The organism is Mycobacterium sp. KBS0706, assembly GCF_005938675.2.
GTDB lineage: Bacteria > Pseudomonadota > Alphaproteobacteria > DSM-16000 > Inquilinaceae > Inquilinus.
The window spans coordinates 1-25,113 of record NZ_VCCH02000024.1 but is presented as its reverse complement, the minus strand read 5'-3'; the positions used below and the strand labels follow the sequence as shown (position 1 = coordinate 25,113).

The following is a 25,113-nucleotide window of genomic DNA, read 5'->3' as shown; positions in this document are numbered from 1 at the left end:
CGGCCGGGTCAGTCGCGTGCCGGCCCGGTATAGAAGGCCGGCCATCGGCGGCGAGCATGGTCGCCATCGGCGGCGAAAACGTGGCAGCTGTCCAGCAGCACCGGCCGCGTCTTCGGGTCGGCCTCCCCGGCGCGCTCGCGCGACAGGATCGGGAACACCGTCTGGAACGCGGTGGTCGCCATCGGGCCTAGCAGCTCGACCAGATGGGTGCAGCCCTTGGCACCGCCCACCCGCTCCTTCACCGCGCGGGTGAAGCCGGGGCCGATGCGCAGGCCGACCAGCGCCTGGAAAGCCGGCGCGATCTCCGGGCACAGGGCGTAGGGGCCGTGCTCGGTCGCCGCCTCGACCGCGACGATGGCCAGGCCGTCGTCGACAGTCAGCCGAAGCCGCATCTGGTGCAGCGGTTCGCCCGGCGCGATGGCGCCGCGGAACTCGTTGCGGAACTCGTAGTGCTTGACGTCAACCAGATGCCCCTCGATGTCCCACAGCCCGTCGGCGCGGCGGAAGCCGTCGCAGGTGACGCGGCGGGTGTGGATCGGCTCGCGCGCGGCGGGGGCGGAGAGGGGCATGCTCAGCCTTCCTCGGGCTCGATCTCGGCCGGCGGTGTCAGGCGCACCGCGGTGATCTGGTTGCGCTGCCGCCGCAGGATCTCGAAGCGGAAGCCGTGGAAGGTGAAGGCCTGGCCGACATCCGGCAGGTGCCGCGCCTCATGCAGCACCAGCCCGGCGATGGTCGAGGCCTCGTCATCCGGCAGCCGCCATTCGAATCGGCGGTTCAGGTCACGGATGGTGACTGTGCCGTCGATCAGGAAGCTGCCATTGGCCTGGGGGCGGACGCCGGCCACCGGCAAATCGTGCTCGTCGACGATGTCGCCGACGATTTCCTCCAGGATGTCCTCCAGCGTCACCACGCCCTTCAGGTCGCCGTACTCGTCGACCACGATGGCGAAATGCTCGCGCCGGGTGCGGAAGGCGTGCAGCTGGTCCAGGAGACTGGTGGTGTCCGGGATGAACCAGGGCCTGGCCGCGATGCGGCGGATGTCCAGCCGGTTCGGGTCGCCGCCGGCGGCCTGCAGCGCCCGCAGCACGTCCTTGGCGTGCAGCACGCCGATGATGTTTTCCAGGCCGCCCTGGCACAGCGGCATGCGGGTGTGCGGGCTGTTCAGCATCGCCGCCACCACCTCGCGTGGGGTCAGCTCGATATCGATCGCCTCGACGCTGCGGCGATGGGTCATGATCTCGGAGACATAGACGTCGCCGAGGTCGAGGATCGAGCGCAGCATCTGCCGCTCCTGCGCCACCTCGGCCTCGCTGCCGCGATGCAGCTCGATGGCGCCGCGCAGCTCGTCGACATAATCGGCCAGCCCGACCCGGCTTGGATCGGCCCCGAACAGCCGCAGCACGCCGCGCACCAGCCAGTTCACCAGCCGCACCACCGGGCTCAGCAGCCGCACCACGGTCCTGACCGCGGGGGCGATGCCCAGCGCTGCGCGGTCGGCATGGTTGATGGCGTAGGTCTTGGGCAGCACCTCGCTGAAGATCAGGATCAGCGCCGTCATCACCACCGTGGCCACAGGCACCGCCGGGGCGCCGAGCACCGAGACCAGGAGGCTGGTCGCCAGCGACGACGCGAGGATGTTGACCAGGGTGTTGCCCAGCAGCAGGGCGCCGATCAGCCGCTCCTTCTGCTCGCGCAGCCGGTTGACGATGCCGGCCCGCTTCAGCCCGTGCGTCTCCAGCTGGTGCATCCGCGCCCGGCTGGCCGCGGTCAGCGCTGTCTCCGAGCCCGAGAAGAAGGCCGAGGCCACGAGCAGGACGACGATCCCGGCGAGGTGAAGCAGCAGGACAAGATCGTCGGACATCGGGGGATCAGGCGGCGATGGCGTCGGCGAGCACCGCGGCGACCGGGTCGGCCGGCACCTCGCTGGTGACGAAGGCCTGGCCGATGCCGCGCACCAGGATGAAGGTCATGCGCCCGTCCCGGACCTTCTTGTCGCGGGTCATGTGGTGCAGCAGGGCGCCGACCGACCAGGCGCGATCGCGGGCCGGGCGGGTCGGCAGGCCGACCGCCTCCAGGTGGCGGGCCAGGCGGTCGCGGTCCGGGGCCGGGCACAGGCCCAGCCGGACCGACAGGTCGAAGGCCATGACCATGCCGATCGCGACAGCCTCGCCATGCAGCAGCGCGTCGCCATAGCCGGTCTCGGCCTCCAGCGCATGGCCGAAGGTGTGGCCGAGGTTGAGCAGGGCGCGCCGCGCCGCCTCGCGCTCGTCCTCGCCGACGATCTCGGCCTTCATCTCACAGCTGCGCCTGACCGCCCGGATCATGGCGTCGCCGTCGCCGGCCAGAAGCTTCGGGCCGTTATCCTCCAGCCAGGCGAAGAAGGCGGCATCGCCGAGCGCGCCGTATTTCGCCACCTCGGCATAGCCGGAGCGCAGCTCCCGCGCCGGCAGGGTGGTCAGCAAAGCGGTGTCGGCCAGCACCAGCAGCGGCTGGTGGAAGGCGCCGATCAGGTTCTTGCCGTGCTTGCTGTTGACGCCGGTCTTGCCGCCGACCGAGCTGTCGACCTGGGCCAGCAGCGTGGTCGGGATCTGCACGAAGTCGAGGCCGCGCAGCGCGGTCGCCGCGGCGAAGCCGGCCAGGTCTCCGACCACGCCGCCGCCCAGCGCCACCAGCAGCGTCCGCCGTTCGATGCCCAGCACCAGGATCCGGTCCAGCAGGTCGGCCAGCACCGTCATCGACTTGGTCGCCTCGCCCGGCGGCACGGTCAAGGTCTCGGCCGCGATCCCGGCTGCGGCCAGAGAGGCCTCCAGCGTCGCGCCGTGCAGCCCGGCCACCCGGGCATCGGCGATCACGATCACCCGCTTGCCGCGGCCCAGCGCGGCGATGCGCTGCCCGGCCTCGGCCAGGACGCCGGGGCCGATGACGATGTCGTAGCTGCGCGGGCCCAGCCCGACGCGGATGGTTTCGCGTGTCATCTCAGGGATTCAATCCGTGTGCCCCGTGGGCGCGTTGCCCAGGGTTGTTTCGGTCGCGGCCGCCTCGGCCGCCAGATGGGCCTCGATCGCGGCCAGCACGCGATCGACCGTCTCCTCGACCGGGCCGTCGCGGCTCTCCACCGTCATGTCGGCCAGGGCGTAGATCGGGTGGCGCCGCTCCATCAGCCCCTCCAGCACCGCCTTCGGGTCGCCCTGCCGCAGCAGCGGCCGGTTGCTGCGCTTGGCGGTGCGCGCCGCCAGCACCGACAGCTCCGCCTTCAGCCATACCGACAGGCCGTGCTCGGCGACGACTTCCCGGGTCTGCGGGTCCATGAAGGCGCCGCCGCCGGTCGACAGCACCTGCACCGGGTCATGCATCAGCCGGGCGATCACCCGCCGCTCCAGGTCGCGAAAGGCGGGCTCTCCGTAGCGCTGGAAGATGTCCGGGATGGTGCAGCCGGCCGCGGCCTCGATCTCGTGGTCGGCGTCGATGAAGCCGAGCCCCAACCGCGCGGCCACGCGCTTGCCCACCGCGGTCTTGCCGGCGCCCATCAGGCCGACCAGAACCAGGGTGCGGGGCAAAGGGCGGTGCAGCGTGGTGATCATCGATCCTCTTCCGGGCCCGGCGCGGGCGTCTTGGCACCGGCTGCGGTTTGCGGCCGCGGTGCCGACGGCCTAAGATAGGGTTGCGCCGGGTCCGCCGCATCTGCTTTCTCCAGCCCTGGCCCGCGCATCGGCCTGAATTCACACCTGTCAGGGGTCCGTCTTGTCCCGTCGTCGTTCGAAGTCGCGCTATTCGCAGGGTTCCGGTGGCGGCGGGGGCGGCGGCCTCGGCCGTGTGCTGGCGATCGCCGTGCTGCTGGTCATCGTCGGCGGCGGCGTCGCGCTCGCGGTGATCGATTTCCGGCCGCCGACCCAGACGGTCGAGAAGGTGATCCCGAACGACAAGTTCAAATAACACCTTGGCCGAGGCCGCTGCCCCGAAGCGCCGGCGCGGCCGTCCGCCTGCCGCGCGGCTGCTGCCGCCACCCTCGGTCGAGGCCTTCCTCGACATGCTGGTGGCCGAGCGCGGTGCTGCCGCCAACACCCGCGAGGCCTATGGCCGTGATCTGCTCGACCTGGGCCGCTTCCTCGAGGGCCGCGGCGGCGCCGTCGACCGGGCGGTGACCGAGGATCTGCGCGCCTATCTCGGCGACTTGGCGCGGCGCGAAGGTGCCAAGGGCGGCCGCACTGCCGCGCGCACCGCGGCCCGCCGCCTGTCGGCGATGCGGCAGTTCTACCGCTTCCTGGTGTCGGAGGGCCGGCGGCAGGACGATCCTTCCGCCGCGCTCGATTCCCCGGCGCTCGGCCGGCCGCTGCCGAAGCTGCTGTCCGAGATCGAGGTCGAGGGCCTGATCGGCGCGGTCTCGGGCCTGTTCGCCGATCCGGAGCGGCTGGCCGAGGGGCTGCGCCTGCTGGCTCTGCTCGAGATCCTCTATGGTGGCGGCCTGCGGGTGTCCGAGCTGGTCGGGTTGCCGCTCTCGGCCCTGGCGCGGGACGGGCGGGCGCTGATCGTCCGCGGCAAGGGCGACAAGGAGCGGCTCGTGCCGCTGTCGGAGCCCGCGCGGGACGCCATCGCCGCCTACCTGCCGCATCGCGGCGTGTTCTTCGTCAAGGGCCGCGACCGCGGCTTCCTGTTCCCCTCGCGCATCGCGCGCGGCGGGTGCCTGACCCGGCAGCGATTCGGCCAGCTGCTGAAGGACCTCGCGGTCGAGGCCGGGATCGAGCCCAGCCGGGTCAGCCCGCATGTGCTGCGCCATGCCTTCGCCACCCATCTGCTGTCGCATGGCGCCGACCTGCGCTCGGTGCAGACCATGCTCGGCCACGCCGACATCGCCACGACCCAGATCTACACCCATGTGCTGGGCGACCGGCTGCAGAGCCTGGTGGCCTCGGCCCACCCCTTGGCGAAGATGAAACGGCCGTAGGGTTGGGTCCGCGACGCGAACCCGACGATTCACGTCTCAGCGAAGGTCCACAGCCGATTCGCCAGGAAGCCCCAGACCAGCACGACCAGCGTGGTCACGGCCTGGGCCGGCAGATAGGGGGCGCCGAGCCGGCCGACCAGCAGCGCCATCAGCAGGCCGGTCCAGGCGAAGCCGCCGGCGGCGACCAGGGCGAATCGCCAGCCCGCCTCGCGATGCGGCCGGCCACCTGTGAAGGTCAGCCGCCGGTTGAGCGCGTAGGAGACGAGGCCGCCGGCGACGTAGCCGGCCAGCGTCGCCGTCAGCGGCGCCGCGCCGCCCGATTCGACCAAGCCGACCAGAACGGCATAGTGCATGGCGGTCGCCACCAGCCCAGCCGCCGCATAGAGGGCGAACTGGCGATGCATCGCGGGAAACGGCAGGGCCTGCATGCGGCCTGTTTGACAGGACGGCCACCCGGCGTCACATGTCATCGCCGTAAACATGAGCAGAGGATCTTAAGCATTTGCATTGACAGCAAGGCCCGGTTGCGGTTTCGCTGTCACCGCTGATTTCATCTGGAACGGAACGACGTGATTCTCCTGCCCCCGACGCTGCGACGACGACGCCTGCAGCCCGCCCTTCGCGGCGCGGCGGCCTGAGGCGTTCCGGGGTGCCTGCGACACCATGATGCGGGCAGGACGGAAGCCGGTCGGCGCGCGAACCGACGCTCTCCGTTCCAAGGATCCTTCTCCAGTGTATCTCCTGAAGACCGAACGGCCGCGGGATGCGGCCGAAGTCGACGCCCTGCTCGACCTCGCCTTCGGCCCGAACCGGCAGACCAAGGTCTCCTACCGCTATCGCCAGGGCATCGCGCCGGTGCGCGGCCTGTGCTTCGTGGTGCGCGAGGACGGCCGGCCCAGCGGCACGATCCTCGGCTCGATCCGCTACTGGCCGATGCTGGTCGAGCCGGACCTGCCGACGCTGCTGCTCGGGCCGCTGGCAGTGCGGCCGGAGCTGCGCGGCGCCGGCGTCGGGGCGGCGCTGATGCGCGGCAGCATGAAGCGGGCGGCCGATATGGGGCACCGGCTGGTGCTGCTGGTCGGCGACCTCGCCTATTACGCCCGCTTCGGCTTCCAGCCGGCGGCCCCGCTGGGCTTCGCCATGCCGGACGAGCAGCCGCACCGGCTGCTGGCGGCGGAGCTGCGGCTCGGCGCTTTGGAGGATTGCCCCGGCGGCACCCTGCTGCGGGCGGATTCCGTGGCCAGCCCTGCGCAGATTTCGGTCTCAATGCGCGCGGCCCTGTGTTAGACAGCCCCCCGATCCCGAGGGCCAGTCTCAACGCGGTATGAAGACCTTTCTCGAATTCGAAAAGCCGATCGCCGAGATCGAAGGCAAGATCGAGGAGCTTCGGCACATCACCGACGCCGGCGAGCTCAACATCGCCGACGAGGTCTCCCGGCTTCAGACCAAGGTCGACAAGCTGCTGCGGGACACCTATCGCGGGCTGACGCCGGCGCAGAAGGTGCAGGTCGCGCGGCATCCGAATCGGCCGCACGCGCTCGACTACATCCAGGCCCTGATCTCCGAGTTCCAGCCTTTGGCCGGCGACCGCGCCTTTGCCGAGGACCGCGCCATCATCGGCGGCCTCGGCCGGTTCCAGGACCGGTCGGTGGTGGTGATCGGGCAGGAGAAGGGCAACGACACCGAAAGCCGCATCCGGCACAATTTCGGCATGGCCAAGCCCGAGGGCTACCGCAAGGCGCAGCGCCTGCTCGACCTGGCCGACCGCTTCCACCTGCCGGTGATCACCTTCGTCGACACCGCCGGCGCCTATCCCGGCGTGGCGTCGGAGGAGCGCGGCGTGGCCGAGGCGATCGCCAAGTCGATCGAATCCTGTCTCAGGGTGCGGGTGCCGCTGGTCTCGGTGGTGATCGGCGAGGGCGGCTCGGGCGGCGCCATCGGCATCGCCGTGGCCGACCGCGTGCTGATGCTCGAGCACTCGATCTATTCGGTGATCTCGCCGGAAGGCTGCGCCTCGATCCTGTGGCGCAGCAGCGCGCAGAGCCAGGAGGCCGCGGCGGCCTTGAAGCTGACGGCGCAGGATCTGAAGCAGCTCGGTGTCATCGACGGCGTGGTCGAGGAGCCGGTCGGCGGCGCCCACCGCTTCCCGCAGCAGGCCTTCGACTCCGTCGGCGATGCGATCGGGACGGCGCTGGCCGGGCTGGTCGACCTTGATGGCAAGACCCTGCGCAGCAAGCGGCGCGAGAAGTTTTTGGCGATCGGCCAGAACCTGGGCTGAGCGAGCCCCTTCAAGCACATAACCGTCATGGCGAGCCCCGAAGGGGCGTGGCCATCCCAGCGGCTCGATCTCTGGATGGCCACGGCGCTGCGCGCCTCGCCATGACGGTTTCAGGTAAAAGGTAGGTCAAGCCTACCAGATCGACCCCGCGGCCCGGGCCGGGGCCTGCTCCTCGCCGGCCTCGATCCGTTCCAGGAAATGGCCGAGCAGCCGCTCGTACAGCGCGTCGCCCAGGCAGGCATCCTCCAGCCCGACATCGATGTTCGGGTTGTCGTTGACCTCGATCACCACCGGGCCCTGCGCCGTCTCCTTCAGGTCGACGCCGTAGAGGCCGGTGCCGATCAGGGCGGCGGCGGCCAGCGCGGCCGACAGCACCACGGGCGGAACGGCGTCGAGCGGCACCGGCTCGGTCGCACCCTCCTCGCTGCCTCCGTCCTGGCCGTGGCGGAAGATCTGCCAGTGGCCGCGCACCATGCGGTAGCGGCAGGCGAAAAGCGGCTGGCCCGCCAGCACGCCGATCCGCCAGTCGAAGTCGGTGTAGAGATATTCCTGCGCCAGGATCAGGCGCGAGCGGCGCAGCAGCCGGCGCCCCGCCACCGGCAGCTCGGCCGGGCTGTCGACCCGCACCACGCCGCGCGAGCAGGCGCCGTCCGGCACCTTCAGCACCAAGGGGAAGCCCAGCGCCTCGCCGGCGGCCGCCAGCGTGTCGGCCCGCACCGCCAGGGTGCGCGGCTGCGCCACGCCTTCGGCCTTCAGCCGTTCGTGCAGGAACACCTTGTTGCAGCAGCGCAGGATCGACACCGGGTCGTCGATCACCGGCAGGCCCAGCCGGGCCGCGGTCTCGGCGAAGATGTAGCTGGGCGCCTGCAGCGCCGTGGTCTCGCGGATGAACAGCGCGTCGAACCCGCCCAGCCGCGGCAGGTCGCGATGGCCGAGGCACTCGGTCTCGATGCCCATCGACGACGCCACGTCGCGCAGCCGCACGATGGTGCCGGGCTTGGACGGCGGCAGCGGGTCGTCCGGATTCACCAGCACCGCCAGTCGGTGGGCGCGGCGAAATGGGCGCGGCGTCGGCGGGGGGGCGGCCAGCCGCTCCAGCGCGGCGCGTAGCAGGCGCTGCTGGCGCGGGTCCAGCCCGGCCAGCGGCTCCGCCACCGCCTGCAGCAGCTGCAGCCGGACCGTATCGATCTGCAGGGTCATCAGCGGCAGGCCGAACGCCTCATAGGCTGCCTCGGCGACCTCCTGCAGATGCGGCTTGTTGCAGCGGCCCAGCGCCACGAACAGGCGCCGCGGCAGGACCAGGCGCCCGCTGTGGCGGCGCAGCGCGGCCAGGGCGCGGTCCACCGGCGCGTGCCGGTTGCGCACCAGCCTTTCGTCGGCCTGGTCGGCGAGGTCCGCCGCGGTCGGGATTGCGGCGTAGCCGCGCGCCTCGGCGATCAGCGAGACGTAATAGCCGAAGGAGAGGGGGCGCTGGTCGCGGCACAGATTGACCACGATGGTGCCGGGGTCGGCATCGGGTTCCGGCAGGTGCCGCCCGTCCAGCAGGTCGTCGGGGGCGACGACGCGGCATTGGCGAGGCAGGTCGTCGGCCAGCCCGCCGGGCTCGTCGGCGACGATCAATGTGATGGCCATGGGTCCATGCGTGATGTGGCAATGGCCCTCAGCGTCCCGCCGATCCGGATAAAGGTGCCATTCGGATTTGGCGGCGCGTCACCCCGCCGCGAACACCCGCTGCGTGAACCTCTCGGCGAGGCGGCCGAGTTCGGGGCCTAGCACGCGGTCCTCCGCGACCGGCGGCACCACGTCCCGAACCTCTTCAACCAGGGCGCGCAGCGCCGGCGGGGCCGCACGGCTGGTGACGTGCAGCGCCTGGGACGCGATCACCGCCAGCATCGCCAGCGCCGCGTCCAGGCAGCGGCCGGCGTGCTCGTCCTTGGCCCAGGCCAGGAAGGCCGGGGCGGCGACGTCGTCCTGGCCGGCGCCCGCCGCCTCGGTGCCCGGCAGGAAGGTGCGCTGCGCCGCCGCCTTGGCCTGCTCGAGATATCCGGTCACCGCCATCGGCACATAGCCCAGGCTGCCATGGCCGTCGCTGTCGCTGGGGTCGCGGCCGACCATCAACAGGTCGGGCAGATGCGACACCCGACCGGCCAGGAGCTTCGAGCTGTGGCGGTCGCACAACAGGCAGAGATCGGCCCAGATCGCCGCCAGGTCGTCCAGCGCCGGCGCCGCCATGGCGTTGTGGTAGCCGCCGGTGCTGATGCAGCGGCCGTCGGGATGGCCCGGGCCGGCCTCGTCCGGCGGGATGTAGACCGGGTTGTCCGACGCCGCGGCCAGCGACACCGTGGCCCCGCGTTCCGCCGCCGCCAAAGCGCGGTACGCCTGGCCCAGCAGCCGCGGCACGATGCGGTAGCTGACCGGCGCCTGATAGCCGCGCCGACCGTCGCCGGCGCCGTCCAGCAGCGCGCGCAGGCCGCGCAGCGCCGCGGCGTCGTGTTCGTCGCCCCACAGCGTGTCCAGCGCCGGATCGTAATGCTCCAGCGGTGCCCGGAAGGCCTCGATCGACAAAGCGAAGACGGATTCGGCCAGCCGGATCCGGTTGCGCGCCGCCAGGGCCGAATCGGCCAGCAGCGCCGCGGCGCAGGGCGACCCGTTGATCAGCGAGCCCCGCTCCTTGACCTCCAGATCGAAGCGGGCGCTGAGCGCGGCGAACAGCGGGTACAGCGCCAGGATCTCCCCGGCCCCACCCTGGCCGGCGGCCGGCACCGAAGGCAGCGGCCCGCCGTCCAGCATGGCGGCGACGGCCAGAGCGATCCGCGGCGTGGTGGCGGCGTGGCCCTCCAGGAAATTCGCCAGCCGCGCCAGGACGATGCCGCGCACCATCCGCTCCGGCAGCGGGTCGCCGAAGGCGGTGGCGGCGGCGAAGGCCTTGATCCGGGCATGGCGGTCGCGCTCCTCGGGCCGCAGGCGTCGGTCGGCCAGCTCGCCCATAGCCGTGGTCACGCCGTAGATGACCAGGTCCGGGTCGGTGTCGATCAGCCGCAGAAAGGCGGCGCGGCATTCGGCGATCCGGGCCAGTGCGGCCTCGGTGATGCGCACGCCCTCGCCCTGCCAAGCGACGCGATGCACCGCGTCGAGGGTGATGTCGGCTCTCCTGGTCAGGGCCACTGTCATCGGCATCCGCTCCCGCTCCGGGGCGTGTGACGCCCTCGGCGGCAGCTTGGCAAAAGCAAAGGCCGGCGGCGATGGGATTCGCCGCCGGCCTTGGCCGAACCGATCCGCTGTGCTGCGGGGCCTACACCACCGAGCCGTGGCAGTGCTTGAACTTCTTGCCCGAACCGCAGGGGCAGGGGGCGTTGCGCGGGGTGTGGACCCAGTCGGGGTTCAGCGCCAGGGCCGCGCTGGCCGCCGCCACCGCGCCGGCGGCGGTCGCAAACTCCGGCTCCGGCGGCGCGCCCAGCGCCGGGTCGAAGCGGCTTTCGTGCATCTCGCGCTGCATCGCCGCGCGCTGCTGCGCCTCGACATCCTCCGGCCGGTTGACGCGCAGCTCGACCTGGGCCAGCACCTGGGTGACGGTCTCGCGCAGCCCCGCCAGCATCTGCTCGAACAGGTTGAACGCCTCGGCCTGGTACTCGCGCAGCGGGTCGCGCTGGGCATAGGCCCGCAGGTTGATGCCCTGGCGCAGATGGTCGAGCGTCAGCAGGTGGTCCTTCCAGCTCTGGTCCAGGATCTGCAGCAGCAGGCTCTTCTCGGCCATCTGCATGATCTCGGGGCCGTAGGCCTCGACCTTCGCCGCCATCTTGGCATCGGCCGCCTGCTGGATCCGCTCCTCGATCTCGCGGTCGGCGATGCCCTCTTCCTTGCCCCACTCCTTGACCGGCAGATCCAGCTGGAAGATGCGCAGCACCTCCTCGTGCAGCCCGTCGATGTTCCACTTCTCGGCGTAGCTGTTCTCGGGGATGGCGCGGGCGACGATGCCGGCGACCACCTCCTGCCGCATGTCGGCGACCATGGCGCCGACCTCCTCGGCCTGCATGATCTCGCGCCGCTGCTCGTAGATCACCTTGCGCTGGTCGTTCATCACGTTGTCGAAGCGCAGGAGGTTCTTGCGGATGTCGAAGTTGCGCGCCTCGACCTTCTCCTGCGCCTTCTCCAGCGCCCGGTTGATCCAGGGGTGGATGATCGCCTCGCCCTCCTTCAGGCCGAAGCGGCGCAGGATGCCGTCCAGGCGCTCGGAGGCGAAGATGCGCATCAGGTCGTCTTCCAGCGACAGGAAGAACTTCGACCCGCCGGGGTCGCCCTGGCGGCCGGAGCGGCCGCGCAGCTGGTTGTCGATGCGCCGGCTCTCGTGCCGCTCGGTGCCGACGACGTAGAGGCCGCCAGCGGCCAGCACGATCTCCTTGTTCTTCGCCACCTCGGCTCGGATCTCGGCCTCGCGCTGTTCGCGCGCCGCCGGGTCGTCGATGCCGGCCAGCTCGAGCTCGACCCGCATCTCGACATTGCCGCCAAGCTGGATGTCGGTGCCGCGGCCGGCCATGTTGGTGGCGATGGTCACGGCGCCGGGCCGGCCGGCCTGGGCGACGATATAGGCTTCCTGCTCGTGGAAGCGGGCGTTCAGCACGTTGTGCGGGATCTTTTCGCGCTGCAGCAGCGCCGCCAGCGTCTCCGACTTCTCGATCGACACGGTGCCGACCAGCACCGGCTGCTGCCGTGCGTTGCACTCGCGGATCAGGGTGACGATGGCGTCGTATTTCTCGCGGACGGTGCGGTAGACCTCGTCGTCCTCGTCCTTGCGGATGACCGGGACGTTGGTCGGGATCTCGACCACCTCGAGGCTGTAGATCTCGCCGAACTCGGCGGCCTCGGTCTGTGCCGTGCCGGTCATGCCGGCCAGTTTCGGATAGAGGCGGAAATAGTTCTGGAAGGTGATCGAGGCGAGGGTCTGGTTCTCGCGCTGGATCTCGACCCGCTCCTTGGCCTCGATTGCTTGATGCAGGCCCTCGGAGTAGCGCCGGCCCTCCATCATGCGGCCGGTGAATTCATCGATGATGACAACTTTGTCATCCTTGACGATGTAATCCCGGTCCAGCTGGAACATCACGTGGGCGCGTAATGCTTGGTTGACGTGGTGGACCTGGTTGACGTTCTGGATGTCGTAGAGGTTGTCGCCCTGCAGCAGGCCGGCCTCGATCAGGAGGCGCTCGATCTTCTCCTGGCCGGCCTCGGTCAGGGCGACGGTCTTCTGCTTCTCGTCGTGCTCGTAGTCCTCGACCGCGACCAGGCTGGGGATCAGCCGGTCGACCCGCATGTACATCTCCGACGAATCCTGCGCCGGGCCGGAGATGATCAAGGGCGTCCGCGCCTCGTCGATCAGGATCGAATCGACCTCGTCGACGATGGCGAAGTTGAACGGCCGCTGGACCATGTCCTCCAGCCGGAACTTCATGTTGTCGCGCAGATAGTCGAAGCCGAACTCGTTGTTGGTGCCGTAGGTGATGTCGGCGCCATAGGCCTGGCGGCGCTCGTCGTCGGTCAGGCCGTGGACGATGCAGCCGACGGTGAGGCCGAGGAAGCCGTAGATCCGCCCCATCCAGCCGCTGTCGCGCTGGGCCAGATAGTCGTTGACGGTGACGACATGCACGCCCTTGCCGCCGAGGGCGTTGAGATAGACCGCCAGGGTGGCGACCAGGGTCTTGCCTTCGCCGGTCTTCATCTCGGCGATCTTGCCCTGGTGCAGCACCAGGCCGCCGACCAGCTGGACGTCGTAATGGCGCTGGCCGAGCACCCGCCTGGCGGCCTCGCGCACCGTGGCGAAGGCCTCCGGCAGCAGGGCGTCCAGCGACTCGCCCTTGTCCAGCCGGGCGCGGAACTCCTGGGTCTTGGCCTGAAGCTGGTCGTCGCTGAGCGCCTGGAACTGGGGCTCCAGGGAGTTGGTCGTGACCACCGGGCCGGTGATCAGCGTCTTGACGAAGCGGTCGTTGGACGAACCGAACAGCTTTCGGGCGAGCGCACCGAACATCGAAACCTCGACTTGGGCAGGGAGAGCACGCGGACGCACTCCCCCAGGAATTTGGGGCCGCGCCACGCCGCTTTCAACGCGCAGCCGCAGCGGAGTTCCAGCGCCGCGGTCGAAAGCGCCCGGGCCTACGGGCGCGGCACCATAGCCGAAGGTCCCCGCCCTGCCAATGGCCCGCCAAACGACGAAGGGGACGGGACGGCAAGGGTGTTGTCGACAACGACCGGGCTAGGCATCGGCAAGCCTTTCGATGGTGTCCCAGACGGCCTCGGCGACGGGCCGCTGGGCCTCCAGCCGCTCCCAGAGAGCCTCGCGGCGCGGTCTCGACAGCTCCTTCCAATCCGGTGGTCCGAGAAGGACCGCCTGAATCGCCCCCAGCTTCTGGGCGGGCGTGGCGAACGGCGCCAGATGGCGGATGAGCGGCGCCAGGCTCGCGGAGAACCGCACGAAGGCGGACAGGAGCAGCGCCTTCAGGACGAACAGGTCGCGATCGGGACGCCTCGCGTCGAGCGGCGCGAACCCCGCCGCCGTCAGCTTATCGAGGCCCGGCTCGAGCCACTTCTGGCTCCGCGCGAGCACGAGCTCCTGGATGTGCGGCCAGACGACCGCGTCGCGGAACCTGTCGGCGAGTGCTCGCCTGAAAGATTTGTCGATGTCCTTGAACGCGGACTTGCCGGGCACGCCGGATTGCAGATAGCCGATGTTGCGGTCGTCGTCCTTGGAGCGGCCGATCAGCCGAACCTGGCTTGCCCCGCTGCCGACGGTCAGCACGGCATCGCCGCCGTCCTCGCCGGTGGTCCAGTCCAGTGCGGAGAAACAGGTGCCGAACAGCGCGGGGTCGATCGACTCGAAGCGGCGAAGAACGTCGAACACCGCGCCGCCCTGCGCATTGAACTGGATCGGGCCGAGGCTGATGCCGGCGCCCAGGTCATAGGCATTGATGCTCTCGAGCCAGCCCTCGCGCCCGCTGATGACACGCAGATAGCAGTCCGGTTCGACGATCGGATAGCGGAACACCGGCAGCGTCGCGCCATGCGTTTGCGCCCCGCGGAACTTCTTGCCGGGCTGGTCGACCCCGGTCGCGGGGATGGCCAATTCGCCGAGCCAGGCAAGCAGCAGCCTGAGGGCCGGGGCGGACAGGTCCTTGAGCCGGTCGAAGCTCGGCGCCAGCGTTGCCGGCCAGTCCGCCTTCTTCGTCGATTTCAGCTTGCCGATCCAGGTCTTCCGCTGGCTGGTCCGGTCGACTTCCGCCAAGGCATAGAACTCGGCAAGGCGCGGGATCTCGACCCAGCGCGCGCCGGCAACCGGTTCGGCGGCCGCATAGACATGCCGCCCCGCCGCGTCGGCAAGAACGAGCACGGCGGGCCCCAATCCATTGTCCGGGCGAAAGTCGATGACGGAGCCCAGAACGGCGCCGATGGCTTCCCGGATGGCGGAGCCGCGCGCCGGGCCGGCGCCGAGGACATCGCAGCGCATAACGGTCGACGTGCCCGCGGCGATCGCTGCGGCAAGGGCGGCATCGAGGTCGGGAAATTCGGTGGTCGCGTCATCCGCGGTCAATCGTAGCGGCGGCGCCAACTGCAACTCGCCTATCGTCCAGTCAGCCATAAGGCGTCTCCGGCTCTGAAATACTGAGTCAATAGTCCCGCGCCGGTGAAAACCGCTCAGCGCCGACACGATACTTGGTGATTCCAACGCCTATAGGCGCGAGTGACCTGAATATCTTGTTAAAGCGAGCATCAAATTCGACGACATTAAAGCATATCTCGGCAAACGAGTCAGCAGGGGGGCGGAGATTTTTTCTTCGATCCTGCCGGACGTGCCATGCCGGCCGCGCCCGCGAACGCCCCGGCTATGGTGCGACCGGCACTTGGTGCACGCAGAACGAGCCTTGTCTCTCCCGCCGGGCGGGAGAGACAAGGCGAAGCATCCGAAATCCTGCCGCCCCTGCCGATCGTGCCGGAGCGGTCCGGCGTCAGGCCATCGCGCCTAGCTTGCCGGATCGGCGGCGATCCCGCTGCCCTTCAGCACGACCGGGCGGGTGGTCTCGCCGGTGATGCCGAAATCGCTGTCGTTGATCATCATGAGCGACCCGTCGCCGGTCAGGGCCAGCCCCTCGATCTTGACCGGCACCTCCGGGTGGTCGGCGCTGTCGAAGCGCAGAATCTTGGTTACCGGCACGATCTTCGCCGCCGCCAGGTCCTTGCTCTGCTCCAGGCTGGGCGCGGTCTTCAGCTCGTCCCAGGCGGTGCCGTGGACGTCGGTGGCGCCGGCCAGCGACACCTCATACAGCTTGGTGGTGCCGTCGGTCCGCTCCAGCACCAGGAAGCGGTCGGGGCCGAGGCCCATCATCTCGCTGATGCGCGGGCTGTTCTGCTTGTCCGACGGGTCCAGCCGGAAGCTCTGCGGATCGTCGAGCGTGTAGACATATTCGCCGGTGACCGCGAGCGTCGCCGGGTCGAGGGTCCAGAGCCGGGCGTTCTTCGAGGCCTTGTAGGCGTCGGCGTCCGGGTTGGCGAGCGGGTTCTGGATGATGGTGGCCAGGCGCTTGTTGTCCGGGGTGATGGCCAGCGATTCCAGGCCGCGGTTGAGGAAGCGCTTGGCCAGCACCGCCGGCAGGCCGCCATCGACCGGATAATGCGCGGCCTTGAAGTCGCCCTCGGTGCCCTGCGGCACGATCCGGCGCAGGATCTTGCCGTCGGCCGCGACATGCAGCAGCGACGGGCCGTTCTCCTCCGACACCCAGAAGCTGCCATCGGCCATCGGCACCACCGACTCGGCGTCGACCGCATCCGGGTTCTGCTCGAGCTTTTTGCCCGCGAGGTCGATCGGCTGCTCGGTCGAGGCGTGGGTCAGCGGGTTCAACAGGCCGTTGACCGGCTTGCCGTCGCCGTCGCGCAGCGGCAGCACGGTGTCGACGGTGAAGCTGCCGCCATCCTGCAGCGTGATCCGGTAGATCGAGGGCGAGTAGTCCGGCTGCGGGTAGATGCGGGCGTTCTTGAGGTCGCCGCAGATGGTCTTGCCGTCGACCCCGAACACGTCTTTCACGTCGCCGCAGGTGAAGTTGGCGCCGCGGTCGGAGATGGTCCAGAAGGTCATCGCCGGGTCGGTCGCACGGCGGCCGGCGCCGCTGCCGATGCCGACATTCAGCTCCCGGGTCTTGCCGCCGGGCACCGAGATGCTGCCGAGCGTCAGCTTCGGGTCGGTGCTGGTGTAGCTGGTGATGGTCTCGGCGGCCTGCGCGGCGGCCGGGATCATCGCGACCGAGAGCAGCAGAGCTGCGGGAACGGGACGGAACGGCATGAACCCCTCCTTGGGGACCGTCTGTAAACGCTACTGGCGTGGCCGCCTGACGGCGGTTTCTGCGCTTCCGGTGCTCACGGACTCAAACGTCCGCTGCGCGCCGGTTCTCGAAACCACCGCCATTCGACTCACGCCAGCGCATTTCCAAACGGTCCCTTAATTCTTTGTCACCTCGAACCGGCGGGGTCGGGATGACGGCGCCGGGAAGCCGCCCGTCTTCTAGGATTTGCCGCGTTTCGGCCCGGTGACGGCGGCGTGAAGCTTTGATGACAGCGACTCCCGGTCCGCTTGTGCCCCGTTTCCGCCTGTGCTTTACCTGTCCGCCACGTCGCGCAGATGGCGCCGCCGCGATCCCATGACCGGATGCCGGCCCTTATCCGGCCGAGGCGCCACTCGTCCCACAGGATCTGAAAGGACGCGTTTGATGTCTTCCCTCGCCCTCCGCCTGCTTGCCGGCGCGGCAGCCCTGACGCTCCTGGCCGGTCCGGTCCTGGCCCAGGATGCGGCCAAGCCTGCCGAGGCGCCGGCCACCGCCGCTCCCGCTCCGGCCGCCGACCAGGCCGGCAAGCCCGACGATCCGGTCGCGGCCACGGTCAACGGCCAGCCGATCCTGCGCTCCGAGGTGCTGGAGGCGATCAACAGCCTGCCGCAGCAGTACCGCCAGATGCCGGTCGAGATGCTGGTGCCGCTGATGGCCGAGCAGGTGGCGACCGCCCGCCTGGTGGCGCAGAAGGGCGTCGATGCCGGGCTGCAGAACGACCCCGAGGTCAAGGCGCGGCTGGAGACGGCCCAGCGCCGCATCATCCAGGACGTCTGGCTGCAGCGCCAGATCAAGGCCAAGGTCACCGACCAGGCGATCCAGGACGCCTATAAGAAGTACCTGGCCGACAACCCGGCGCAGGACCAGGTCAAGGCCCGCCACATCCTGGTGGACAGCGAGGACAAGGCCAAGGACCTGATCAAGAAGCTGGAGGGCGGCGCCAAGTTCGAGGAGCTGGCCAACACCAACACCACCGACCCGTCGGGCAAGGATTCGGGCGGCGACCTGGGCTGGTTCTCGAAGGACCAGATGGTGCCGGAATTCGCCGACGCCGCCTTCAAGCTGGAGAGGGGCAAGTACACGACCACGCCGGTGAAGAGCCAGTTCGGCTGGCACGTCATCCTGGTCGAGGACAAGCGCACCCTGCCGCAGCCGACGCTGGACGAGGTCAAGCCGCAGCTCGAGGAGCAGCTGTCGCAGGCGCTGGTGCCGCAGATCATCGCCGAGGTGAAGCAGGGCGCCCAGATCGTGGTGATGGGCCAGGACGGCAAGCCGCTGCCCCCGCCCAGCACCGACGCTCCGGCCGCCGACCCGGCCGCGCCGGCCGCGCCGGCGAAGTAACCGGCGCGAGCCGAGACGGGGGGAGGGGACCATGGCCGGAGCATTGCCGCGTTCGCCGCTCGCGCCAGAGCGGCTGCCGGATCTGGCGCCGATCGCCGGCGTGCGGCTGGCCGCCGCCGCCTGCGGGCTGAAGAAGACGGGGGCGCCGGACGTGCTGTTCGTCGCCCTCGACCCCGGCACCAGTGCGGCGGGCGTCTACACCCGCTCGCGCTGCCCCTCCGCCCCGGTGGATTGGTGCCGCCGGGCCTTGCCGAAGGGCTCGGCCCGGGCGGTGGTGGTGAATGCCGGCAACGCCAACGCCTTCACCGGCCAGGCCGGCGTCGCCACGGTGGCGGCCACGGTGGTGGCGGCGGCGAAGCAGGTCGGCTGCGACTGGGAGGAGGTGTTCGTCGCCTCCACCGGCGTGATCGGCCAGCCGCTGCCGGAGGACCGTATCGCCCGCCACCTGCCGGACCTGGCCCAGGCGCTGGGCGAGGATTGGGCCGCGGCGGCGGAGGCGATCCGCACCACCGACACCTTCGCCAAGGGCGCCACCCGCACCGCGACGATCGGCGGCACCGCGGTCACCCTCACCGGCATCGCCAAGGGCTCGGGCATGATCGCGCCGGACATGGCGACGATGCTGTCCTTCGTGTTCACCGATGCCACGATCCCGGCGCCGCTGCTGCAGAAGGCCCTGGCCGCGGCGGTCGAGCAGTCGTTCAACGCCATCACGGTGGACGGCGACACCTCGACCAGCGATACGCTGATGCTGTTCGCCACCGGCCAGGCCGGCAACCCGGTGCCGGGCGGCAACGGCGACCTGGCCGATTTCCAGCGGGCGCTGAACGACCTGACCGCCGACCTGGCGCGCCAGGTGGCGTGCGACGGCGAGGGCGCGCAGAAGCTGATCACCATCGCCGTGAAGGGCGCGATCTCCGACCGCTCGGCCCGGCGCATCGGCCTGGCCATCGCCAATTCGCCGCTGTTGAAGACCGCGGTGGCGGGCGAGGACGCGAATTGGGGCCGCATCGTCATGGCGGTCGGCAAGTCGGGCGAGCCGGCGGACCGCGACAAGCTCGGCATCGCCATCGGCGGCGTCCAGGTGGCGCGCGACGGCATGGTGGTGGCCGGCTATGACGAGGCGCCGGTGGCGGCGCATATGAAGACCCGGTCGATCGGGATCGAGGTCGACATCGGCATCGGCCGCGGCCACGCCACGGTCTGGACCTGCGACCTCACGCACGGCTATATCTCGATCAATGCGGACTACAGAAGCTAGCCCTGGGTGAATTGGGGCTGGCGCGGACAAACCGAGGTCGGCCAGTGCATCGGGGCAGGATGTCGAGCGTTTTCACTTTGCCTCTCCCGTTTACGGGAGAGGTCGGGCTCGCGCAGCGAGACCGGGTGAGGGCGGGCTTGGGCCGTGACGCACTCCCCACATTCCTTCATCGTCATTCCCGCGAAAGCGGGAATCTCTTTCCGGCCAAGGCGCTACGAGATCCCCGCTTCCGCGGGGATGACGGGTTGGGGAATTGTGGCAAGGTCTCGCGATCCTCGGGTCAAGCCCGGGGAAGGAAGGCCGCACCGTCCCGCAGCCGCGAGCCCGCGGCGTCATGACCGACCTGCCGGAGGCGCTGGAGACCGAGCGGCTGCGGCTGCGCCGTCACCGCCCCTCCGATGCCGGGGAGATCACCCATCTGCTGGACGATTGGGAGGTGGTGCGCTGGCTGTCGGACGTGCCGTTCCCCTATGGCTTCGCCGATGCCGAGGACTGGATCCGGACCGCGGAGAAGCGCTGGATCGCCGGGCGGGACTACCAGTTCGTGGTGGCGCTGGCCGACAGCGGCGCCGTGATCGGCCATATGGGGCTGTCGATCGCGACCAACGGCCGGGTCGGCAGCTTCGGCTACTGGTTCGGCCGGCGCTACTGGGGCCAGGGCTATGCCACCGAGGCGGCGCAGGCGATGATCGCCTTCGGCTTCCTCGACCTGCGGCTGGAGCGGATCCAGGCGGCCTACCACCCCGACAACGCGCCGTCGGGCCATGTCCTGGTCAAGGCCGGGCTGATGACCGACGGCATCAAGACCATCGAGTTCAAGGCGCTGGGGCAGGCGGTGCCCTGCCCGCTCTTCGCCCTCAGCCGCCAGGATTATCTGAAGATCTATGCCGCCTGAACTCTCCGCTGTCCCCGCCCTGCCGATGGTGCTGGTGGTCGCCGTCGCCCTGGTCGATGCCGATGGCCGCGTGCTGATCGCGCAGCGGCCCGAGGGCAAGTCGATGGCCGGCCTCTGGGAGTTCCCGGGCGGCAAGGTCGACCCGGGCGAGACGCCGGAGGCGGCGCTGATCCGCGAGCTGCGCGAGGAGCTGGCGATCGACACGGAGGAGAGCTGCCTGGCCCCCTTCACCTTCGCCAGCCACCGCTACGAGCGCTTCCACCTGCTGATGCCGCTGTACCTCTGCCGCCGTTGGCAGGGCACGCCGCGGCCGCTGGAGGGCCAGGCGCTGGCCTGGGTGGCGCCGAACCGGTTGCGGGATTATCCGATGCCGCCGGCGGACAAGCCGCTGGTGGCGATGTTAAGGGATGTGCTTTAGCCTATCCTTTGCGCCGCATCCAATTCGTGCATCGCCACCGCAATTACAGCGGGAGGATCTACATGAGACCAGATCAAATTGAGGCAATAACCCTCAAGCTTGGGCGGAGCGCCCATCATATATCTGCGTTGCAGAAACTGATACTGGAGTATAAAGACAGGAAGCCGATGGTTGTTGAGTATGTTGAATGGAATGGTCATTATGGCGTGAAGTTCGTAATGCGCCCACCAATTCCGTATGATTTTGTCCTCACAGCCGCCGACGCTCTAGGAAATCTTCGGGCGGTATTGGACTATTCGTCTCATCTGATTTTTGATCCAAATGGCAATTACTCCGAAGATATGGCCTTTCCAATTTCAAAATCCAAAACAAAATTTGAAGAAACTTTAAAAACGAAAAAGTATTTCCGCGATGCCCAGAGGAACGCGCTTGATATACTGACGAATGACGTTAGGCCATACCCGGGCGGGAATGACATTCTATGCTGGCTAAACCAAGTTAATAATATGGAAAAGCACAGATTTCCGTCACCAATGATCCAATCATCTCTCTTAAAAATAGGGGCCATAACGAATTTCCGGATAAGCAAAACGGTTCGCAATATCGGAATCACTGCAGGCACGAAGATAGATATAGAGATTGGTCCCGGAGCAAGGCTCGTTGATTACGAATTAGATTTCGACATAGCCTTCGGGGTGGAATCGCCAAGGCCATATGATGCCACACCGATGGTCTATGCGCTAAACGAAATACTGGCGGAGACACAATCGACCATCAAAAAATTTGGCTTGATTATTTGAATTTCTCGTGCCGGAATTGCGGTGACAGCGCACTTTTAGCGAGCTTCCGTCCCCGTCGGGCAGGAGCGAGAGGCCGGCCGCTCTCGCGTTCGAGCCGGTCCAGGAAGTCGCGGCCGCCGAGCGGCCGGCCGATCTGCTCGGCCCGGCGCAATCGCGTCGACGCCGCGTCGTCCTCGCCGGCGGCGAGGATCGCGGCGAAATCGGGATAGCGCGACAGCACCGGCTCGCGGCCGGCAGGCCGTCCGCAGGGATCCGGCCCAGATTGACCGGCGCGCTGGACCAAGGCCAATCCGCCACCCGCCGGACCAGCTGGACCCGCGCGGGGTTGAGCGCGACGTGGCGCAGCGCCTCGAGGCACGCTCGCCCGCCGGCCGCCGCTCAGCCCCGTCAATTGGCCCGCTGCGATACCGGGTCAAGGAAGCAGCGCGCTCCAGCTGAGCCCCGTGGCTTCGGCGATCGTCGAGCCGGGCAGTCCTGCCACGAAGACAATGAACAGGCCGGCGATCACCGCGAACCAGAGCAGCCGGCGACGGGAGAGAACGAGTCCGACCGTAAAGACGGCGCTGATCGCGGCCACAGCCGTGCCGGAGATGATGTAGTTGAGAGGAGATCTGTAAGGCCAGCCGCCGCCTTCCCAACCCCACGGATAGCCCTCCATATGCCCAGATGCGACTTGGAGGACATCGGCGAACAGGACCGCTGTCACCAGCGCAGACAGGGCGACGACGGCCCAGGCCATCAATACGCCGATCTTCGCCAGGATCGCTTTAGCCGTAGATGACATCGACCGTCACGCTCTGGCCGTACGCCCGAAGGCGTCCGGCGAAGTCATCCATGTTGCCGGTCAGGTCGATGCAGCCCGCCGACCCCGGATACCAGCCACCGTGAATGGTAAACCCGTCCCGTCCGAATGTGTTGACGTTGCGGAGAGGCCTGAGCCACAGCCGATAGTTGCCCCAACTCATCTCATTCCCCCGCCATTGGCCCCGCCCGAGGTTCCCTGCGACCCAATCCACGGTGCTCTGGCCAAGACGACGGTCCTGGAATTCCGAAAAGTCGCCGAGATAGGTTCCGGCCGGGATCGGCCCGGTGTCCGCCACGTTCTGCTCTCTTGGGGACTGGTGGCCTTCCCGACCAGATACCGCGGCCCACTCCCGCTCGATCGAGCCGCCGTTGATCCACTTCAGCGATTTTCCGTCGAACCGCAGCCAAACACGGCGCCGCATCCGCACGCGAAGTTCGCTGCCCCAGAGATCGAAATGGCTGTTCGCCGGCGTTTGACCGCCGCCGACTGCCGGAAGGGCCAGGCCGGACACGGCCGCGGCATCGAAGCCCGGGGCGAGGACGCGGATGCTGTAGCGGGCGCAGACGTTCGGCCGGAGCCGGAAACGAGGCAACCCTGCCTCGGAGAAGCCTGTGATCGGAAGTGCGGAGCGAGCCGAATGATCCAACAGCATGGATGGTGCCCGCAGCGGACGACCCGGCCACCCCGACCATTCGCCCACAGTGCTCTCGACCTCAGCCAGTACCGAGACGCGGATCGGACCGATAGACGGTCGCGCCTCCATGCTGGGAGCGATCCTGATTTCGTCTTCGACCATGTCGGACTTGCCCCTCCGCGTAGTGCCTTGTTTCCCGCCGGACCTCCCCGGTCAGGACTGTATTCCACCTGTACAATACGGTGACACTGCAATTTTAGCGGGCTTTCGCCCTCGTTTGGCCGGCGCGAGGGTGCGGCTGCTCTGGCGTTTGAGCCGGTCCGGGAAGTCGCAGCCGCCGAGCGGCCGGCCGATCTGCTCGGCCCGGCGAAGCCGCGTCGACGTCGCTTCGTCCTCGCCGGCGGCGAGGATCGCGGCGAATCGGGAGTCCGTGACAGCGCGTGCTCCAAGGCGGTCAGGCCGTCTGCCCCGCATGAAGCCGTGGGCTGGTCTCCGAGCGTCAGCTTGACTTGTCATGCGATTGAAGTACATTTCTGGTCACACAGGAGGATCGACATGGCGGCAAGTGCGCTGATCCAGACCCGCATCGACCCCGCCTTGAGGGACAAGGCGTCGCTGGTGCTCGCGCAGATGGGGCTGACCGTGTCCGATGCGGTGCGGATGCTGCTCACCCGGGTCGCGAATGAGGGGGCCCTGCCGGCCGGGCTGGCCGTCGACCCGGCGACCCATGACGCGTGGGTCCGCGCAAAGGTGCAGGAGGCGCTCGACGATCCGCGGCCGGACGTCCCGCACGAGGAGGTCGAAGCCAGGTTCGCTGCGCGGCGGGCTCAGACCCGGCGCAAGCTGGCCGCCGGCAAGTCTTGAGACTGTCCTGGCGCCCGGCCGCCGAGGCGGATCGTCTCGCCATCTACGACCACATCGAAGCCGACAATCCGCAAGCAGCCGAACTCGTCGACGAGCGGATACTGGCTCGCGTCCTGACGCTGCTCCAATTGCCACAGAGCGGACGGCCGGGGCGCGTCGAGGGCACCCGTGAGTTGACCATCAGGCGCACGCCCTATTTCGTGATCTACCGGATCGAGGACGACACGGTGAGGATCCTGCGTATCCTGCACAGTGCGCGGGAGTGGTCGGCGGACGTGGTCGACGAGCGCTAGTGTTTGACGGCCGATTCTACGAACGCTTGATCCCATCGGCCTCGACAGGGGCCGGAGACGCTGGATGGCCACGCCCCTGCGGGGCTCGCCATGACGGGCCGGGATCTGGAAACCACGGCCGCGATTCTGCGCCGGAACGAGGACGAGACATGCTGATCAACGCCGCCCTGATGGGGCTCGGCAGCGTCAACCGGAACCTGCTCACGATCCTGGCCGGGAAGGCGGGCGCGCTGCAGCGCGATCACGGGATTGGCTTTCGCATCGTCCTGGTCGCCGACAGCCGGGGCGTGGCGGTCGACCCCGCCGGGTTCGATCCGGCGGAGATCGCCGCCCGCAAGGCGGCCGGGGGCTCGACCGCGGATCTGGCCGGCTATCGCGGGGCGGTTGCGGTGGAGAGCCTGCTGGCCGGCGTCGACCTGGTGTTCGAGGCGTCGCCGGTCGACCTGCGCACCGGCGGGCCGGGGCTGGCGCTGACGCGGGCGGCGCTGGGGCAGGGCATCTCCGTCGTGCTGGCGAACAAGGGCCCGGTGGTGCTGGCCTTCCGCGAGCTGCACGAGACCGCCGGGCGGACCGGGGCGGGGCTGAAATACAGCGCCACGGTCTGCGGCGGGCTGCCGGTCCTCAACATCGGGCGACGCGACATGATCGCGGGCGAGATCCTGCGGCTGCGCGGCGTCTTCAACGCCACCACCAACTTCATCCTGGACGAGATGGCCGGCGGCACGGCCTATGGCGATGCGCTGGCCGAGGCCCAGCGCCGCGGCATCGCCGAGGCCGACCCCTCGCTCGACGTCGACGGCTGGGACACGGCCAACAAGCTGCTGATCATCGCCAACAGCCTGCTCGGCGCCGACATCGCGCTCGCCGACATCGCGGTGACCGGCATCGCCGGGGTGACGGCGGAGCGGATCGCGGCGGAGGCGGCGCAGGGGAAGGTGATCCGGCTGGTCGCCAGCGCCGAGGCCGGGCGCTACGCCGTGGCGCCGGTCGCCCTGCCCGGCGCCGACTTCCTGGCCCAGTGCAAAGGCTGGGAGATGGCGGTCGAGATGCACACCGACATCTACGGCATCAGCTCCCACAAGCTGTGGGAGCGCGAGCCCACGCCCACGGCGGCATCGATGCTGCGCGATGCGGTGCATATCTTCGCGGCCCCGGGGAGGGTCTGAGCGGCGCCGGCGGCCGATTTGCGGTGACAAGATTGGACTGCACCCCTTGGGTGAGACGCC

At 69.1% G+C, this 25,113-nt stretch carries 25 protein-coding genes; 12 read left to right on the top strand and 13 right to left on the bottom strand.

Annotated features, from left to right (window positions below; genetic code table 11):
* Positions 1 to 8: 8 nt before the first annotated feature.
* Genes FFK22_RS15220 through FFK22_RS15205 form a run of 4 tightly spaced genes read right to left on the bottom strand, consistent with a single transcriptional unit; the run spans position 9 to position 3,581 of the window.
* Entirely contained in the window at positions 9 to 569 is a 561-nt protein-coding gene (locus tag FFK22_RS15220) for a DUF2889 domain-containing protein (RefSeq protein WP_138885622.1), read from the bottom strand.
* A gap of 2 nt (positions 570 to 571) precedes the next feature.
* Complete coding sequence (locus FFK22_RS15215; RefSeq protein ID WP_138885621.1) at positions 572 to 1,861, bottom strand: HlyC/CorC family transporter; 1,290 nt, start codon at positions 1,859 to 1,861, stop codon at positions 572 to 574.
* Positions 1,862 to 1,868: 7 nt separating this feature from the next.
* The gene (gene aroB / locus FFK22_RS15210; RefSeq protein ID WP_138885620.1) at positions 1,869 to 2,975 is read right to left on the bottom strand and encodes a 3-dehydroquinate synthase; all 1,107 of its coding nucleotides are present in this window, start codon (positions 2,973 to 2,975) and stop codon (positions 1,869 to 1,871) included.
* 9 nt (positions 2,976 to 2,984) lie between these two features.
* Positions 2,985 to 3,581, bottom strand: coding sequence for a shikimate kinase (locus tag FFK22_RS15205; protein ID WP_138885619.1), 597 nt, complete (start codon positions 3,579 to 3,581; stop codon positions 2,985 to 2,987).
* 160 nt (positions 3,582 to 3,741) lie between these two features.
* Here FFK22_RS15205 and FFK22_RS15200 point away from each other — a divergent pair, with 160 nt between their 5' ends.
* Positions 3,742 to 3,933 (top strand): hypothetical protein, encoded by a 192-nt coding sequence (locus FFK22_RS15200; RefSeq protein WP_138885618.1) that lies wholly within the window; start codon positions 3,742 to 3,744, stop codon positions 3,931 to 3,933.
* A 4-nt stretch (positions 3,934 to 3,937) separates the two neighbouring features.
* Positions 3,938 to 4,942, top strand: a complete 1,005-nt coding sequence (locus FFK22_RS15195; RefSeq protein WP_221938614.1) for a site-specific tyrosine recombinase XerD — start codon at positions 3,938 to 3,940, stop codon at positions 4,940 to 4,942.
* 29 nt (positions 4,943 to 4,971) lie between these two features.
* Here the strand turns inward: FFK22_RS15195 and FFK22_RS15190 are convergent, their stop codons facing one another.
* The gene (locus FFK22_RS15190; RefSeq protein ID WP_221938613.1) at positions 4,972 to 5,370 is read right to left on the bottom strand and encodes a GtrA family protein; all 399 of its coding nucleotides are present in this window, start codon (positions 5,368 to 5,370) and stop codon (positions 4,972 to 4,974) included.
* 304 nt (positions 5,371 to 5,674) lie between these two features.
* Between FFK22_RS15190 and FFK22_RS15185 the strand changes: the two genes are divergently transcribed.
* Positions 5,675 to 6,229 (top strand): GNAT family N-acetyltransferase, encoded by a 555-nt coding sequence (locus FFK22_RS15185; protein ID WP_186002475.1) that lies wholly within the window; start codon positions 5,675 to 5,677, stop codon positions 6,227 to 6,229.
* Between the two features lie 37 nt (positions 6,230 to 6,266).
* Entirely contained in the window at positions 6,267 to 7,220 is a 954-nt protein-coding gene (locus FFK22_RS15180) for an acetyl-CoA carboxylase carboxyltransferase subunit alpha (RefSeq protein ID WP_138885616.1), read from the top strand.
* A gap of 132 nt (positions 7,221 to 7,352) precedes the next feature.
* Here the strand turns inward: FFK22_RS15180 and FFK22_RS15175 are convergent, their stop codons facing one another.
* The 5 genes from FFK22_RS15175 to FFK22_RS15155 form a co-directional block, all read right to left on the bottom strand.
* Positions 7,353 to 8,852, bottom strand: a complete 1,500-nt coding sequence (locus FFK22_RS15175; protein ID WP_138885615.1) for a RimK-like ATPgrasp N-terminal domain-containing protein — start codon at positions 8,850 to 8,852, stop codon at positions 7,353 to 7,355.
* A gap of 78 nt (positions 8,853 to 8,930) precedes the next feature.
* On the bottom strand, positions 8,931 to 10,397 hold the full coding sequence (locus FFK22_RS15170; protein ID WP_221938612.1) for an aromatic amino acid lyase: 1,467 nt from the start codon (positions 10,395 to 10,397) through the stop codon (positions 8,931 to 8,933).
* A 115-nt stretch (positions 10,398 to 10,512) separates the two neighbouring features.
* The gene (gene secA, locus FFK22_RS15165) at positions 10,513 to 13,236 is read right to left on the bottom strand and encodes a preprotein translocase subunit SecA (RefSeq protein WP_138885614.1); all 2,724 of its coding nucleotides are present in this window, start codon (positions 13,234 to 13,236) and stop codon (positions 10,513 to 10,515) included.
* A gap of 225 nt (positions 13,237 to 13,461) precedes the next feature.
* The gene (locus tag FFK22_RS15160) at positions 13,462 to 14,841 is read right to left on the bottom strand and encodes a hypothetical protein (protein WP_138885613.1); all 1,380 of its coding nucleotides are present in this window, start codon (positions 14,839 to 14,841) and stop codon (positions 13,462 to 13,464) included.
* 381 nt (positions 14,842 to 15,222) lie between these two features.
* Positions 15,223 to 16,536, bottom strand: coding sequence for an esterase-like activity of phytase family protein (locus FFK22_RS15155; RefSeq protein WP_221938611.1), 1,314 nt, complete (start codon positions 16,534 to 16,536; stop codon positions 15,223 to 15,225).
* A 424-nt stretch (positions 16,537 to 16,960) separates the two neighbouring features.
* On the opposite strand from FFK22_RS15155, the gene FFK22_RS15150 reads away from it, so the two are divergent.
* From FFK22_RS15150 to FFK22_RS15130, 5 genes are all read left to right on the top strand, one after another.
* Positions 16,961 to 17,917 (top strand): peptidylprolyl isomerase, encoded by a 957-nt coding sequence (locus FFK22_RS15150; RefSeq protein ID WP_138885612.1) that lies wholly within the window; start codon positions 16,961 to 16,963, stop codon positions 17,915 to 17,917.
* Between the two features lie 31 nt (positions 17,918 to 17,948).
* Positions 17,949 to 19,178 carry a bifunctional glutamate N-acetyltransferase/amino-acid acetyltransferase ArgJ gene (gene argJ, locus FFK22_RS15145; protein ID WP_138885611.1) on the top strand — a complete coding sequence of 410 codons (1,230 nt, stop codon included), beginning with the start codon at positions 17,949 to 17,951 and terminating at the stop codon, positions 19,176 to 19,178.
* A gap of 334 nt (positions 19,179 to 19,512) precedes the next feature.
* Positions 19,513 to 20,073, top strand: a complete 561-nt coding sequence (locus FFK22_RS15140) for a GNAT family N-acetyltransferase (RefSeq protein WP_138885610.1) — start codon at positions 19,513 to 19,515, stop codon at positions 20,071 to 20,073.
* Positions 20,063 to 20,491, top strand: coding sequence for an 8-oxo-dGTP diphosphatase MutT (gene mutT, locus FFK22_RS15135; protein WP_221938610.1), 429 nt, complete (start codon positions 20,063 to 20,065; stop codon positions 20,489 to 20,491). Before FFK22_RS15140 ends, mutT begins: the two co-directional genes overlap by 11 nt.
* A 62-nt stretch (positions 20,492 to 20,553) precedes the next feature.
* A complete protein-coding gene (locus tag FFK22_RS15130; RefSeq protein ID WP_138885609.1) occupies positions 20,554 to 21,291 on the top strand; it encodes a hypothetical protein in 738 nt (245 codons plus the stop codon).
* On the opposite strand, the gene FFK22_RS15125 is transcribed toward FFK22_RS15130, so the two are convergent.
* From FFK22_RS15125 to FFK22_RS15115, 3 genes are all read right to left on the bottom strand, one after another.
* Complete coding sequence (locus FFK22_RS15125) at positions 21,284 to 21,574, bottom strand: hypothetical protein (RefSeq protein ID WP_143956821.1); 291 nt, start codon at positions 21,572 to 21,574, stop codon at positions 21,284 to 21,286. The genes FFK22_RS15130 and FFK22_RS15125 overlap by 8 nt on opposite strands.
* A 129-nt stretch (positions 21,575 to 21,703) precedes the next feature.
* Complete coding sequence (locus tag FFK22_RS15120; protein WP_138885607.1) at positions 21,704 to 22,075, bottom strand: hypothetical protein; 372 nt, start codon at positions 22,073 to 22,075, stop codon at positions 21,704 to 21,706.
* The gene (locus FFK22_RS15115) at positions 22,059 to 22,892 is read right to left on the bottom strand and encodes a DUF2778 domain-containing protein (protein WP_138885606.1); all 834 of its coding nucleotides are present in this window, start codon (positions 22,890 to 22,892) and stop codon (positions 22,059 to 22,061) included. Before FFK22_RS15115 ends, FFK22_RS15120 begins: the two co-directional genes overlap by 17 nt.
* Before the next feature lie 393 nt (positions 22,893 to 23,285).
* On the opposite strand from FFK22_RS15115, the gene FFK22_RS15110 reads away from it, so the two are divergent.
* From FFK22_RS15110 to FFK22_RS15100, 3 genes are all read left to right on the top strand, one after another.
* Positions 23,286 to 23,594 (top strand): type II toxin-antitoxin system RelB/DinJ family antitoxin, encoded by a 309-nt coding sequence (locus FFK22_RS15110; protein WP_138885605.1) that lies wholly within the window; start codon positions 23,286 to 23,288, stop codon positions 23,592 to 23,594.
* The gene (locus tag FFK22_RS15105) at positions 23,591 to 23,887 is read left to right on the top strand and encodes a type II toxin-antitoxin system RelE/ParE family toxin (RefSeq protein WP_138885604.1); all 297 of its coding nucleotides are present in this window, start codon (positions 23,591 to 23,593) and stop codon (positions 23,885 to 23,887) included. The genes FFK22_RS15110 and FFK22_RS15105 overlap by 4 nt, the downstream gene beginning before the upstream one ends.
* Positions 23,888 to 24,036: 149 nt before the next feature.
* The gene (locus tag FFK22_RS15100) at positions 24,037 to 25,053 is read left to right on the top strand and encodes a homoserine dehydrogenase (RefSeq protein WP_138885603.1); all 1,017 of its coding nucleotides are present in this window, start codon (positions 24,037 to 24,039) and stop codon (positions 25,051 to 25,053) included.
* The last annotated feature ends 60 nt before the right edge of the window (positions 25,054 to 25,113 follow it).

Excerpts from the sequence above, each read along its gene's own strand:
- FFK22_RS15120 (WP_138885607.1), bottom strand. The coding sequence starts at position 22,075 with ATGTCATCTACGGCTAAAGCGATCCTGGCGAAGATCGGCGTATTGATG.
- FFK22_RS15110 (WP_138885605.1), top strand. The coding sequence starts at position 23,286 with ATGGCGGCAAGTGCGCTGATCCAGACCCGCATCGACCCCGCCTTGAGG.
- FFK22_RS15115 (WP_138885606.1), bottom strand. The coding sequence starts at position 22,892 with ATGGTCGAAGACGAAATCAGGATCGCTCCCAGCATGGAGGCGCGACCG.
- aroB (WP_138885620.1), bottom strand. The coding sequence starts at position 2,975 with ATGACACGCGAAACCATCCGCGTCGGGCTGGGCCCGCGCAGCTACGAC.
- FFK22_RS15215 (WP_138885621.1), bottom strand. The coding sequence starts at position 1,861 with ATGTCCGACGATCTTGTCCTGCTGCTTCACCTCGCCGGGATCGTCGTC.
- FFK22_RS15130 (WP_138885609.1), top strand. The coding sequence starts at position 20,554 with ATGAGACCAGATCAAATTGAGGCAATAACCCTCAAGCTTGGGCGGAGC.
- FFK22_RS15220 (WP_138885622.1), bottom strand. The coding sequence starts at position 569 with ATGCCCCTCTCCGCCCCCGCCGCGCGCGAGCCGATCCACACCCGCCGC.
- FFK22_RS15100 (WP_138885603.1), top strand. The coding sequence starts at position 24,037 with ATGCTGATCAACGCCGCCCTGATGGGGCTCGGCAGCGTCAACCGGAAC.
- FFK22_RS15175 (WP_138885615.1), bottom strand. The coding sequence starts at position 8,852 with ATGGCCATCACATTGATCGTCGCCGACGAGCCCGGCGGGCTGGCCGAC.
- FFK22_RS15150 (WP_138885612.1), top strand. The coding sequence starts at position 16,961 with ATGTCTTCCCTCGCCCTCCGCCTGCTTGCCGGCGCGGCAGCCCTGACG.
- FFK22_RS15160 (WP_138885613.1), bottom strand. The coding sequence starts at position 14,841 with ATGGCTGACTGGACGATAGGCGAGTTGCAGTTGGCGCCGCCGCTACGA.
- argJ (WP_138885611.1), top strand. The coding sequence starts at position 17,949 with ATGGCCGGAGCATTGCCGCGTTCGCCGCTCGCGCCAGAGCGGCTGCCG.
- FFK22_RS15180 (WP_138885616.1), top strand. The coding sequence starts at position 6,267 with ATGAAGACCTTTCTCGAATTCGAAAAGCCGATCGCCGAGATCGAAGGC.
- FFK22_RS15170 (WP_221938612.1), bottom strand. The coding sequence starts at position 10,397 with ATGCCGATGACAGTGGCCCTGACCAGGAGAGCCGACATCACCCTCGAC.
- FFK22_RS15155 (WP_221938611.1), bottom strand. The coding sequence starts at position 16,536 with ATGCCGTTCCGTCCCGTTCCCGCAGCTCTGCTGCTCTCGGTCGCGATG.
- FFK22_RS15205 (WP_138885619.1), bottom strand. The coding sequence starts at position 3,581 with ATGATCACCACGCTGCACCGCCCTTTGCCCCGCACCCTGGTTCTGGTC.
- FFK22_RS15140 (WP_138885610.1), top strand. The coding sequence starts at position 19,513 with ATGACCGACCTGCCGGAGGCGCTGGAGACCGAGCGGCTGCGGCTGCGC.
- secA (WP_138885614.1), bottom strand. The coding sequence starts at position 13,236 with ATGTTCGGTGCGCTCGCCCGAAAGCTGTTCGGTTCGTCCAACGACCGC.
- mutT (WP_221938610.1), top strand. The coding sequence starts at position 20,063 with ATGCCGCCTGAACTCTCCGCTGTCCCCGCCCTGCCGATGGTGCTGGTG.
- FFK22_RS15190 (WP_221938613.1), bottom strand. The coding sequence starts at position 5,370 with ATGCAGGCCCTGCCGTTTCCCGCGATGCATCGCCAGTTCGCCCTCTAT.